Consider the following 11,872-nt stretch of genomic DNA (forward strand, 5'->3'; position numbering starts at 1 on the left):
TGGCCGAACGATCGGGAGGGCGTCATGGCGCTGGGGAAGAAGCGGGCCGGGATCGTCGCGATGATCAGCGCACTGGCGCTGGCGGCCAGCGCGCTACCGGCGTGGGCGTGTGATGAGGAGCAGCCGGAGTTCGAGGCGCCCTCGGCCGCCGCCGGGCACGGGCACGGCAAGGGCGGCAAGGACTCTGGCGCGGTCAAGAACGTTGAGCTGGTCGGCTCGGTGCCGGGCGCGCAGGGCGCGATCGCGCTGGACTTCCTGCAGTACGGCCGCAAGGACGTGCTGCTGGTCTCCGGGCAGTTCGGCCTGAAGTCCTACGACATCAGCAAGGACCCGGCCAACCCGGTGCAGATCGGCGAGCTGGCCATGCCCGGCCTGTGGGAGACCGAGGACACCGAGGTCGACCCCAAGCGCAAGCTGGTCTTCCTGGCCAGGGACCCCAGGGCCTTCGGTGGCAACGTGCAGACCGGCAAGTCCGGGGTCTACATCGTCGACGCCAAGGACCCGGCCAAGCTGACCGTGCTCAGCTTCGTCGAGCTGCCAGCCGGGCACACCACCAGCTGCATCGAGGACTGCCGCTACCTGTGGACCGGCGGCCCGGCCAAGGCCGCGGACATGCCGGCGGACTGGGGCGGCCGGCCGGTGTGGGTCACCGACATCCGCGATCCGCGCAACCCCAAGGTCTTCCCCCAGCCCATCGACACCGGCCGCAACGACGGCAAGACCGACTACGTGCACGACGTGCAGGTCGACGCCACCGGCATCGCCTGGGCCTCCGGTCGCGGCGGCGTGCGCGGCTACCGGACCAGCGGCTGGCACTGGGACCCGGTGGTCAACAAGTTCCGCAAGGCCACCCCGTGGAACCCGGTGCCCTACGCCGGTGGCGGCATCGACGAGCTGGCCGCGGCCTCGAAGTTCATGCACAACAGCTACCGCCAGGTCGGCAGGCGGGCCGGTGACGGCGCGAACCCCTGGCACTGGGGCGGCGGGGACCTGCTGTTCACCACCGAGGAGGCGTTCAACCCCGGCTGCGCGGCCGACGGCGTGCTGGTGATCGCCTCGCTCAAGGGCTCCTACGGCGGCCAGGGCTGGCGCTCCACCAAGGAGGACCCGTTCCGGCTGAACACCGTGGGCACCTGGAGCGTGGCCGGGCAGGAGGGCAGCAACCCGGACAGCGGCGACTGCTCGGCGCACTACTTCGACATCCGCGGCAACATCCTGGTGCAGTCCTTCTACGCCCAGGGCACCCGGTTCCTCGACGTCAGCGACCCCACCAACCCGACACAGGTCGGCTACTTCCGACCGGCGGACGCCGCTTCGTGGGAACCTGCCTGGCACCGGGGACTGGTGTACGTGGCGGACAACAAGCGCGGCATCGACATCCTCAAGCTGACGAAGTAGGCACTCGACCTGGGGGAAACAATGACGATTCCCGACCAGCCGCGCGGTATCGACCGCCGTCACCTGCTCACCGGGCTCGGCGCGCTGGGCGCCGCCGCCGTGGTGGGCGTCGGCACCCCAGCCCAGGCAGGCGCAGCCCAGGCCGCACCGGCCGCGACCACGCCAATGGACCTGCGGTTCCGGATCGCTGCGCAGTTCCGGCCGTTCGCGCTGCTGGCGCCCGGGTTCGAGCAGTACGACAGCGCGGCCCCGCCGCTGCCCAGGGCCAGCGGGGACTTCCTGGTGCGCACCGGGGTCAGCCCGCGCGCGCCGTTCGCCTCGGTGCTGGTGGAGGTCAGCGAGCTGGCCCCGCAGGCCTCGGTGGTGGCCGGGCTGGCGGCCAACTCGGCCAACCGGGTGCTGGCCCGCTACGACGCGGCCACGGGCACGGCCAGTGTCGAGGTCACCGTGAACGGGACCACCTCGGTGGTGAAGTCAGTGGCCGCGCGGCTGCGGGCGCCGTTCCGGTTCGCCTTCGTGGTCAACGAGAACGCGGTCACCGTGCTGCACGACAGCACCGGCACGGGCACCGGCTGGGTCCCGCTGGTGAGCGAGCGCGACGGGGTGTCCGCCAAGATCGACCTGCGCCGCCCGGCCACGCTGGGCACCTTCTCCTACGCCTACGGCGCGGGCGGGGACGGCGCGGTGGTGCTCGGGCGGGTGCGGGCCGGGTACTTCGGGCAGGCCGGGCTGCGGGACCTGCACGCGGTGCAGACCGCCGACGGCAAGCCGCTGGTGCGCGACGGCAAGCTCTACCTCACCGCGACCTGCGCCGGGCTCGGCTTCTTCCAGCAGGCGCACTGGGGCGTGTGGACCCTGGACCTCAAGGACCCCAGCCGGATCACCCAGGTCGCGCAGCTGTACTTCAGCCGCGAGGACGGCGTGATCGTGGGCGACCACGCCGGGCAGATCGTGCTCGACGGCGATGAGTACATCGTGGCGATGAGCAGCTGGGGCGACTTCGCGTTCAAGGGCGTGCACGTCCGGCACCTGCGCACCAAGGCCAACGTGCTCGCCGGCGTGCACGTGCTGGCGGCCAAGCGGCTCGACCTGCCCACCGAGGTCAGCGCCTGGGACCCGTCCATCACCAAGATCGACGGGCGCTGGCACGTCGGCTTCGTGGAGAGCCCGAGCCAGACCCCGTTCAACTTCCACCCGGCGCTGGCGGTGGCCCCACGCGGCGCGGACTACCACGAGCGGCTGACCCTGCGCGGCCGGGACGCGAACGTGCGGGAGTGCGAGGGCACCATCCTGCAGCGGGTCGGCGGGCAGTGGTACCTGCTGGCCAGTGACGGGATCGGGCGGCAGTACCGGGTGTACGACCTGGACGTGCACTTCCTGGGCACGCTGGACGCGCCGTACAAGACCAACATCCCGCACCCGCAGATCGTGCCGGTGGGCAAGAACTGGCTGATGGTCACCTTCGACGGGACGCAGTACGCCGAGCCGGTGCTGGGCTACGGCGGGCACGGCGACGTGATCGTGATGCGCGCCTAAGACGCGGTCAGAAGGTGGCGGCCAGGCGGTCGTAGGCCAGGCGCAGGTGGGCCAGGAACAGCTCGGTGCTGTGCGCCGGGTCGTCCGCGCGCAGGGCGGCGACCAGGGCGCGGTGCTCGGCCGGGACCTGGGCGCGGTAGTCGGTGCTGGCGCCGATGCGGCTGAGCAGGAACAGGATGATCTGCGCGCGGATGGCCGACCAGGCCTGGCGCAGCCGCTCGTGCCGGGTGGCGGCGTAGACCGCGTCGTGGAACTCCAGGTCCAGGCGCAGCATGTCGTGGTCGGTGGCGGCGGCGTGCATGCGGTCCACCACCTCCTCCAGTGTGGCCAGGTCGGCCGGGGTGGCGTGGGTGTGGAAGCGGGCCACCGCGAGGCGTTCCAGGGCCGAGCGCAGGGTGTAGAGCTCCTCCGCGTCGGCGGCGGAGAGCGTGGTGACGGTGGCGCCGCGGTGCCACTGGGTGCGGACCAGGCCCTCGCGCTCCAGCTTGGCCAGCGCCTCCCGGATCGGGCCCCGGCTGACCTCCAGACGGGCCGCCAGCTCGACCTCGCGCAGCGGCGCGCCCGGCGGGAAGGCGCCGTCGAAGATCGCGACGCGGATGCGGTCGGCCACCTCGTCGGCCAGGCCGCGGCGGTCGGCCGGGCGCAGCGGCGTGGTCTCGGTCACGATGTCCTCCAGCAGCCCGGGTCGTCGATTGTCGCAATGTTAACATTCGCCCGTTCCCGAGTGACCTGTCTGAGGAGTACGCATGTCGGTGCCCCGTTTCCACCTGGCGATCCCGGTCGACGACCTGGCCGCGGCACGGCGGTTCTACGGCGAGACCCTGGGCTGTCCGCAGGGGCGGTCCTCGGACACCTGGGTGGACTGGAACTTCTACGGCCACCAGCTGGTCACCCACCTGGCGCCGCGCAACCCGGACGCGCACAACCCGGTGGACGGGCACGACGTGCCGGTGCCGCACTTCGGGCTGCTGCTGGGCACGGTGCAGTTCGACGAGCTGGCCGAGCGGCTGCGCGCGGCGGGCACCGAGTTCGTGATCGAGCCCTACCTGCGCTTCGCCGGGGAGAAGGGCGAGCAGTGGACCATGTTCCTGCGCGACCCGGCGGGCAACGCGCTGGAGTTCAAGGCCTTCGCCCACGATGACCAGGTGTTCGCGGCCTGACCGTTGGAGGGGTGGTGTGGTCAGGCCGCGAACGGGACGCGGCGCGCTGGGCCGACGGCACGACGGTCAGCGGCGCGCCACGCCTGGCTGGTCCTCGATGGCCGGGCTGACCACCGGGCCCGGTGACGGGCTGGTGCCAGGGGTGACGGTGGTCTGGCCCTGCGTGGGCACCGGCGGATAGGTCTGGTTCGAGTCCTGCTGGAGCTGCTGGGCGTGCCGCTCCTCGATCCGCTCGTTCATCTCATCGGCCATCAGCTGCTCGCGCTGGCGGGCCCTGATCCGGTTCAGGATCGCCATGGTGATCGCGTGCATGACCCCCAGCAGCAGCAACACGATGCCGAGCTTGGTGACCACGGTCTGCACGGCGCCGCCCGCGTCCACGTTCATGGTCGAGATGATCATGAACAGACCGAGCACCACCAAGTGGAACAACACCGCGATCAGCCGGGCCATGGACGCGGCCGCGGCCTGGTCCCGGTAGCCCTGTTGCAGGTAGGCCTTGCCGCTGCGCAGGATCAGCTGGCCGTCGATGAGCACCAGGATCACTCCGAGCACCAGGAACGCCACATACCCGTTGAGGTTCTCGTCCACCCGACTCACTTCCTCGACGTCTGGACCAGCACGTGTTGGTCTGCCAGCCGGGTACCCGGCAGGCACGCTCGGTGAAACACCGGCACCACCGGGTCACCAACGGCGCGAACTGCGTAAGGTGACGTCGTGTCTGGTCACTATTACCGGGAGGCTCCGCCGGTGCAGGCGAAACCGCGTCGCAAACGGCGCTGGGGCCGAATCACGCTCATCGTGCTGCTGGTCCTGCTCATCGGGTTCGTGGTGTTCTGGTTCTACCTCGACGCCAAGCTGAACCGGATCAACGCGCTCAAGGACTACCCCGGCAGGCCCGCGGACACACCGGGCACCAACTGGCTGGTGGTCGGCTCGGACAGCAGGGAGGGGCTCAGCGAGGAGGACCGCGAGGAGCTGGCCACCGGTGGCGCGGCGGGCAAGCGGACCGACACGATGATGCTGCTGCACATCCCCGACGGCTCCGGACCGTCCACTTTGGTCTCGTTGCCGCGTGACTCCTTTGTGGACATCCCTGGCAAGAAGAAGCAGAAGCTCAACGCGGCCTTCGCCCTCGGCGGGCCGGAGTTGCTGGTGCGCACGGTGGAGACCAGCACCGGCATCCACATCGACCACTACGCCGAGATCGGCTTCGGCGGGTTCGTGCACATCGTCGACGCGGTCGGCGGGGTGGACATGTGCATCGACAAGGCGATGAAGGACCCCAAGGCCGGGCTGGACGTCCAGGCCGGCTGCCAGGAGCTCGACGGCGCGCAGGCGCTGGGCTACGTGCGCACCAGGGCCACCCCGCGCGCGGACCTGGACCGCATCGCGCGGCAGCGGCAGTTCCTCTCCGCGCTGGTGGACAAGGCGACCAGCTTCGGCACCATCATCAACCCGTTCCGGTCGATCCCGTTGGCCAACAACACGGTGGAGACGCTGACCGTCAACGAGGGCGACCACCTGCACAACCTGGCCGGCCTGGCCTGGGCGATGCGCGGGGCGGCCGACGGCGGCCTGGTGACCACCACGGTGCCGCTGGGCGCCAGCCGCAGCGTGGCCGGCGTCGGCTCGGTGGTGCAGTGGGACCCGGCCAGGTCGAAGCGGTTCTTCGAGGCGCTGAAGAACGACACCCAGCTCCCGCAGGACCTGATCACCACGGGCTGACATCAACCGATCGGCTGATGCCGGTCATCCACCGCATCGACAGCCACCTGGGCGATCCGCAAACCCCGCCGCCCGCCGGAAGCTGTGTTCCGACAAGGGAACGAGCGAAAGGCGGGCGGCGATGCCGGTCATCGAGGTGGCCAACCTGCACAAGCGGTACCGCGAGCACACCGCGGTGGCCGATGTGTCCTTCACCGTGGACCGCGGCGAGATCTTCGGGATCGTCGGCCCCAACGGCGCGGGCAAGACCACCACGGTCGAGTGCGTCACCGGGCTGCGGGCGCGGGACGGCGGCACGGTCCGGGTGCTGGGCGAGGACCCGGCGCACGGCGGCCTGGCGCTGCGGGCTGCCCTGGGGGTGCAGCTCCAGCAGGGCAGGCTGCCGGACAAGATCACCGTGTGGGAGGCGCTGGACCTGCACGCCTCCTTCTACCCAGACCCGGCCAGTCCCGATCAGCTGATCGAGGAGTGGGGGCTGGAGGCGAAGCGGAACACCGCCTTCCGCAAGCTCTCCGGCGGGCAGCAGCAGCGGCTGCTGATCGCGCTGGCGCTGGTCGGCAACCCGGAGATCGCGGTGCTGGACGAGCTGACCACCGGCCTGGACCCGCAGGCCCGCCGGGACACCTGGGAGCTGGTGGAGCGGATCAGGGCCAGGGGCGTGACGGTGTTGCTGGTGACCCACTTCATGGCCGAGGCGGAACGGTTGTGCGACCGGATCGCGGTGATCGACGCGGGCCGGGTGGTCGCGCTGGACACGCCCAGCGGGCTGGTGGCCAGCGTGCGCGCGGAGGTGCGGATCCGGTTCCGGCCGTCGGTGCCGTTGCCGCCGGGGTTGCTGGAGTCGTTACCTGAGGTGTCCACTGTGGACGTTTCCGCGCGGGTGACCACGGTGCGGGGCACCGGGAACCTGCTCCAGGCGGTCACCGCGACCCTGGCCAGGGCCGGGATCGTCGCGGAGGACCTGCGGCTGGACCAGACCGGCCTCGACGACGCCTTCGTCGCCCTCACCACCAACCGCTGATCTGCCACAAGGGGACTTTGTCATGCGTGTGTTGCGCAAGCTGTTCTTCGTCGAGCTCAAGCTGCTGTTCCGGGAGCCCGCCGCCTGGCTGCTGGTGCTGCTGCTGCCGCTGGCCCTGGTCACCACGTTCGGGCTGGTCAGCAAGCCGCGGGAGAACACCAGCCCGATCCTGACCTTCTTCCCGGCGATGGCGCTGTCCATCGGCCTGGCGCAGCTGGCGCTGACCGTGCTGCCCGCCGCGCTGGCGAACGACCGGGAGAAAGGCATACTCCGACGTATGGCCTCCACCCCCGTGCACCCGAGCAGGCTGCTGGGCGCGCAGCTCGCGGTGACCGTGGTGATGGCGCTGGTCACGCTCGGCGGGGTGCTGCTGATCGGCTCGGCCGTGCTCGGTTTCCCGCTGCCCAGGGAGCCGCTGGGCTTCGTGCTGGCCTTCGTGCTGGGCGCGGGGGCGCTGTTCGCGGTCGGGCTCTGCATCGCCGCGGTCGCGCCCACCGGGCGGGTGGCCAGTGGGATCGGGGCCGGGGTGTTCTTCGTGTCCATGGTCTTCGGCGGGGTGTTCATGCCGGCCGAGGTGATGCCGAAGGTCATGGTGGAGATCGGCACCTACCTGCCGATCGGGGCCTCCATGCAGGCGTTGCGGGCCAGCTGGGCCGGGCAGTGGCCGGAGACGCTGCCGCTGCTGGCGATGGCGGGGCTGATCGTGGTCTTCGGCGGGATCGCGGCGCGGACGTTCCGATGGGAGTGATCCCGGAGCTGCATCCCGGCCGGGCCGCGCCGAGCAGGTGGGTGCACCTGGCCTGGGTGTACGGGACGCTCGCGGTCTCCGGGTTCCTGGTGTGGGTCACCGGCGAGTGGCCAACCGGTGGCCCGGAGCTGACCGCGGTGCTGGTGCTGCTCGCGCTGGCGGTGCTGTGGCTGCCCTGGCTGCCGGGCCTGGTGGCCAGCCGCCGGGACGGTGGGCGGCTCTGGGTCACCGCGGCGGAGATGACCGGCACCCGGCGGTGGCTGGCCATCGGCTACTTCGCCGGCATGGTGGCCATCAACGGCGGGCTGATGTCGATCAGCGCGCAGTTCGCCGCCTTCGCCTCGGTGGGGTTCCCGTTCGCCTTCCTGCTGTTCCCGCCGCGGGGCGCGATGATCGGGGTCGGGGTGACCGCGGTGGTGAACCTGGCCGCGCAGACCCGGTGGCTGACCGAGTACATCCAGCCCTACTCGGCGCTGCTGGGCCTGTTGCTGCCGTTGGCCTTCGGCGGCTGGGTGGTGGGGCGGGAGAGCGAGCGGCGGCGGGCCATGGTGACCGAGCTGACCGCGGCCAACGCGGCGCTGCGGGAGGCCATGGCGGAGAACTCGGGCCTGCACGCGCAGCTGCTGACCCAGGCCCGCGAGGCCGGGGTGCGGCTGGAGCGGCAGCGGATGGCGCGGGAGATCCACGACACCATCGCCCAGGGGCTGACCGGGATCATCACCCAGCTCAACGCGGCCGACCGGGTCGGCGAGCCGGAGCGCAAGGCGCACCTGGACCGGGTGCGGGCGCTGGCCGCGGACAGCCTGGCCGAGGCCCGGCGCTCGGTGCGGGCGCTGCGGCCGGAGGCGCTGACCGAGTCGCCGCTGCCGGAGGCGCTGGCCGAGCTGACCGCGAAGTGGGGCGCGGCCAACGGGATCACCCCGCAGCTGGCGGTCACCGGCACGCCGGACCGGCTGGCCACCGGGGTGGAGGTGGTGCTGTTCCGGGTGGCGCAGGAGGCGCTGACCAACATCGCCAAGCACGCCAAGGCGTCCAGGGTGGGCGTGACACTGTCCTATGAGGACGATCTGGTGCTGCTGGACATCGTCGACGACGGGGTGGGCATCACGCCGTCTGCCGGATGTGAGTCCACAGTGGACGGATATGGGATCGGTGTGATGCGGCAGCGGGTGCGCGGGGTGGGTGGCGTGCTGGAGATCGAGAGCGGTCCGGGGCAGGGCACGGCGGTGGCGGCCGCGGTGCCGGTGATCCCGTTCGAGGCCAGGGAAGGCGGGGCATGAGCCGGATCCGGTTGCTGATCGTGGACGACCACCCGATCGTGCGTAACGGCCTGTCCGCGGCCTTCGGCGCGGAGCCGGACATCGAGGTGGTGGGCGAGGCGGCCAACGGCCTGGAGGCGGTGCGGCTGGCCGCCGAGGTCGAGGTGGACGTGGCGCTGATGGACCTGCGGATGCCTGAGCTGGACGGCGTGCAGGCGATCCGGCGGCTGCGCGAGCAGAGCCCCCAGGTGCGGGTGCTGGTGCTGACCACCTTCGACACCGACTCCGACGTGCTGCCCGCGATCGAGGCCGGGGCCACCGGCTACCTGCTCAAGGACGCCCCGCCGGAGGAGCTGCTCAAAGCGGTGCGGGCGGCCAGCCGCGGCGAGTCGGTGCTCGCGCCCACGGTGGCCGGGCGGCTGATCGGGCAAGTGCGCAAGCCGACGCGGGGCGCGCTGAGCAAGCGGGAACTGGAGGTGCTCACCCTCGTCGCCGGGGGCGCCACCAACCGGGAGGCGGCGCGCAGGCTGTTCATCAGCGAGGCGAGCATCAAGACGCATCTGCTGCACATCTACGCGAAGCTGGACGTGCGGGACCGCGCGGCCGCGGTCGGCGAGGCGTACCGGCGGGGCCTGCTGTAGACCCCGCGCGGCACGTCCCTCAGTCCTCGTCGTCGGGCTTGGCGTGGTCGGCCACGCCCGGGTTCGGGTCCCGGGACAGGTCGATCAGCGGATGACGCGGCGCCCCCTCCGGCAGCGCGTGATCCGGCTTCCCCGGGTTCGGATCCCGGGACAGGTCGATCAGCGGTCGTTCGCTCGCACTCATGTTCCTCCTCAGAAAAACTCCCTCATGGGTGCTCCGGACACGCTACCCATGGCTGGTCCACACCGGATTGTCGGTGCCGTGGCGGACAATCGCCCGTGATGCGGATCGCGGTGGTGACCAGCCCCAACGGGGAGGCCAGGCTGTGCGAGCTGTCCGAGGACGGGCGGCCCGTGAGCGAGGTCACGTCCACCACTGCCCTTGCGGGCACCGTGGCCGAGCTGGAACGGGCGCACCAGCCCCGCTGGGTGCTGGCCAACAGCGCCGAGCTGTACCCGAGGCTGCTGCGCGCCGGCGTGCGGCTGACCCGCTGCCACGACCTGGAGCTGACCGAGTCGCTGCTGTCCGGCCACGCCGGCCGCTGGGGCGAGCCCCGCGGCCTGGCCGCCGCCTACGCGCGCCAGGCGGGTCTGCCGGTGCCGCCGGACCCACCGGTGCGGCCGAGGGACGAGCACCCAACGCTGTTCGAGACCGCGCGCACCGACCTGCCCGAGGTGGACCCCCTCGACGCGGTGATCGCGGTGCACCGGGACCAGCAGGCCAGGATCAGCGCGCTGGCCCAGCCGGGCCGGTTCCGCCTGCTGGTGGCCGCGGAGTCCGCCGGCGGCCTGGCCGCGGCGGAACTGGGCCACGTCGGGGTGCCGTGGCGGGCCGACATCCACGACGCGCTGCTCACCGAACTGCTGGGGCCACGCACCCCGGCCGGTGTGCCGCCACCGAAACTGGCCGAGCTGACCGAACGGATCATCGAGGCCTTCGGCGGCCGCCGCTTCCACCCGGACTCCCCCGCCGAGGTCCTCAAGGCCTTCGCCAAGGCAGGCCATTCCCTGCCGTCCACCCGCTCCTGGGTGATCAAAGGCGTGGACCACCCGGCGGTGCCCCTGTTGCTGGAGTACAAGGAGCTGTACCGGATCTACACCGCGCACGGCTGGTCCTGGCTCTCGGCCTGGGTGCGCGACGGCCGGTTCCGCCCGGAGTGGGTGGCCGGTGGCGTGGTATCCGGCCGGTGGGCGACCAGGGGCGGCGGCGCGTTGCAGATCCCCAAGACCGTGCGGCGGGCCGTGGTCGCCGACCCGGGCTGGTCACTGGTGGTGGCCGACGCCAGCCAACTGGAGCCCCGGGTCCTGGCCGCCCTGGCCGGTGACCAGCGCCTGGCAGCGGCGGGAGCCAGCGGCGACCTGTACACCGCCCTGGCCGAGGAGGCCTTCGGCGGCGACCGCGACCGAGCGAAGATCGGCATGCTGGGCGTGATGTACGGCCAGACCAGCGGCGGGGCCGGGGAACTGCTCGCGGCACTGCGGAAGCGCTACCCAGCGGCGATCGAGTACGTGGAGCGGGCGGCGCGGACTGGTGAGCTGGGTGGGCTGGTCCGCTCGCACCTGGGGAGGACTTGTCCGCCGCCGGGATCGGACTGGCAGGGCATCGTGGAGGACGCGGAGACGGAGACCGGTCAGGCGCGGCAGGCTCGGGCGAGGGGAAGGTTCACCCGGAACTTCGTGGTGCAAGCGACGGCTTCGGAGTGGGCGCTGGCGTTGCTGGCGTGTCTGCGGACGTCGTTACGGGAACCGGCGGAGCTGGTGTTCTTCCAGCACGACGAGGTGATCGTGCACTGTCCTTCGGAGCTGGCGGAGGAAGTGGTGGCGGCGGTGCAGGACTGCGCGGAACGGGCCACGCGGTTGCTGTTCGGGGACACACCGGTGCGGTTCCCGTTGAACGCGGTGGTGGCCGACTGTTACGCGGACGCGAAGTAGGGCAAGCGGCCGGGGGCAAACTCGGGGTTGAAAACCCACAAAGCGGTCCTCTCGTCTTCTCCGTACGGCCTGGAGACTGCGCACCGCATCCCGCCGAGCAGATGCTCACAGCAACCGCCGCCAAGGCCACGCCACGCAACGGCGGCTGCTCGGTGGGATGTGGTTCGCTGTCGGAAGGTCGTGCGGAGAAGACGAGAGGACCGCGAGCACGCTGGGTCTTGAGTCGGCAACCCAAAACCCGCCCCGCAACCTGCTCATCCGGGTGTTGACTTGTCCCACCCCTCCGGGGGTCTGCCCGTCCGGCGAGGACACTCTTTTGATCTTCGGGGTTAAAAGCGAAGATCAAGAGCGTCCTCGCCGGACGGGCAGGAATCAAAGCATGGGGGGGAAAGTCAAAGGCAGAGACGCAAGCGGGTCTTGAGGTTCCCCATGCCCGTCAACCTTCCGAA

At 71.3% G+C, this 11,872-nt stretch carries 12 protein-coding genes; 9 read left to right on the top strand and 3 right to left on the bottom strand.

Translation table 11 applies throughout. The features are described from left to right. Positions 1–24: 24 nt before the first annotated feature. Together M8C13_RS42940 and M8C13_RS42945 are read left to right on the top strand one after the other, a co-directional pair. The gene (locus M8C13_RS42940; RefSeq protein WP_252486601.1) at positions 25–1,398 is read left to right on the top strand and encodes an LVIVD repeat-containing protein; all 1,374 of its coding nucleotides are present in this window, start codon (positions 25–27) and stop codon (positions 1,396–1,398) included. A 21-nt stretch (positions 1,399–1,419) separates the two neighbouring features. Beyond that, the gene (locus tag M8C13_RS42945) at positions 1,420–2,934 is read left to right on the top strand and encodes a hypothetical protein (protein WP_252486602.1); all 1,515 of its coding nucleotides are present in this window, start codon (positions 1,420–1,422) and stop codon (positions 2,932–2,934) included. Positions 2,935–2,941: 7 nt separating this feature from the next. Here M8C13_RS42945 and M8C13_RS42950 read toward each other — a convergent pair whose 3' ends face one another. After that, entirely contained in the window at positions 2,942–3,598 is a 657-nt protein-coding gene (locus M8C13_RS42950; protein WP_252486603.1) for a GntR family transcriptional regulator, read from the bottom strand. 82 nt (positions 3,599–3,680) lie between these two features. On the opposite strand from M8C13_RS42950, the gene M8C13_RS42955 reads away from it, so the two are divergent. Beyond that, positions 3,681–4,094 carry a VOC family protein gene (locus M8C13_RS42955; RefSeq protein WP_252486604.1) on the top strand — a complete coding sequence of 138 codons (414 nt, stop codon included), beginning with the start codon at positions 3,681–3,683 and terminating at the stop codon, positions 4,092–4,094. Between the two features lie 66 nt (positions 4,095–4,160). Here the strand turns inward: M8C13_RS42955 and M8C13_RS42960 are convergent, their stop codons facing one another. After that, positions 4,161–4,685, bottom strand: a complete 525-nt coding sequence (locus M8C13_RS42960) for a hypothetical protein (protein WP_252486605.1) — start codon at positions 4,683–4,685, stop codon at positions 4,161–4,163. Positions 4,686–4,811: 126 nt separating this feature from the next. On the opposite strand from M8C13_RS42960, the gene M8C13_RS42965 reads away from it, so the two are divergent. The 5 genes from M8C13_RS42965 to M8C13_RS42985 all read left to right on the top strand — a co-directional run bounded on the left by M8C13_RS42965 (position 4,812) and on the right by M8C13_RS42985 (position 9,491). Continuing rightward, positions 4,812–5,822, top strand: coding sequence for an LCP family protein (locus M8C13_RS42965; RefSeq protein WP_252486606.1), 1,011 nt, complete (start codon positions 4,812–4,814; stop codon positions 5,820–5,822). 121 nt (positions 5,823–5,943) lie between these two features. Further along, positions 5,944–6,843, top strand: a complete 900-nt coding sequence (locus tag M8C13_RS42970) for an ABC transporter ATP-binding protein (RefSeq protein ID WP_252486607.1) — start codon at positions 5,944–5,946, stop codon at positions 6,841–6,843. A gap of 22 nt (positions 6,844–6,865) precedes the next feature. Continuing rightward, positions 6,866–7,591: an ABC transporter permease gene (locus M8C13_RS42975; protein ID WP_252486608.1), complete on the top strand. Its 726-nt coding sequence runs from the start codon at positions 6,866–6,868 to the stop codon at positions 7,589–7,591. Then, entirely contained in the window at positions 7,582–8,871 is a 1,290-nt protein-coding gene (locus M8C13_RS42980; RefSeq protein WP_252486609.1) for a sensor histidine kinase, read from the top strand. Before M8C13_RS42975 ends, M8C13_RS42980 begins: the two co-directional genes overlap by 10 nt. Next, on the top strand, positions 8,868–9,491 hold the full coding sequence (locus M8C13_RS42985) for a response regulator transcription factor (protein ID WP_252486610.1): 624 nt from the start codon (positions 8,868–8,870) through the stop codon (positions 9,489–9,491). The genes M8C13_RS42980 and M8C13_RS42985 overlap by 4 nt, the downstream gene beginning before the upstream one ends. Before the next feature lie 19 nt (positions 9,492–9,510). Here the strand turns inward: M8C13_RS42985 and M8C13_RS42990 are convergent, their stop codons facing one another. Continuing rightward, on the bottom strand, positions 9,511–9,675 hold the full coding sequence (locus tag M8C13_RS42990; protein WP_252486611.1) for a hypothetical protein: 165 nt from the start codon (positions 9,673–9,675) through the stop codon (positions 9,511–9,513). Between the two features lie 98 nt (positions 9,676–9,773). On the opposite strand from M8C13_RS42990, the gene M8C13_RS42995 reads away from it, so the two are divergent. Next, positions 9,774–11,423 (top strand): bifunctional 3'-5' exonuclease/DNA polymerase, encoded by a 1,650-nt coding sequence (locus tag M8C13_RS42995; protein WP_252486612.1) that lies wholly within the window; start codon positions 9,774–9,776, stop codon positions 11,421–11,423. Positions 11,424–11,872 lie beyond the last annotated feature (449 nt).

The sequence above is a fragment of the Crossiella sp. SN42 genome (assembly GCF_023897065.1).
In the GTDB taxonomy this organism is placed as follows: domain Bacteria; phylum Actinomycetota; class Actinomycetes; order Mycobacteriales; family Pseudonocardiaceae; genus Crossiella.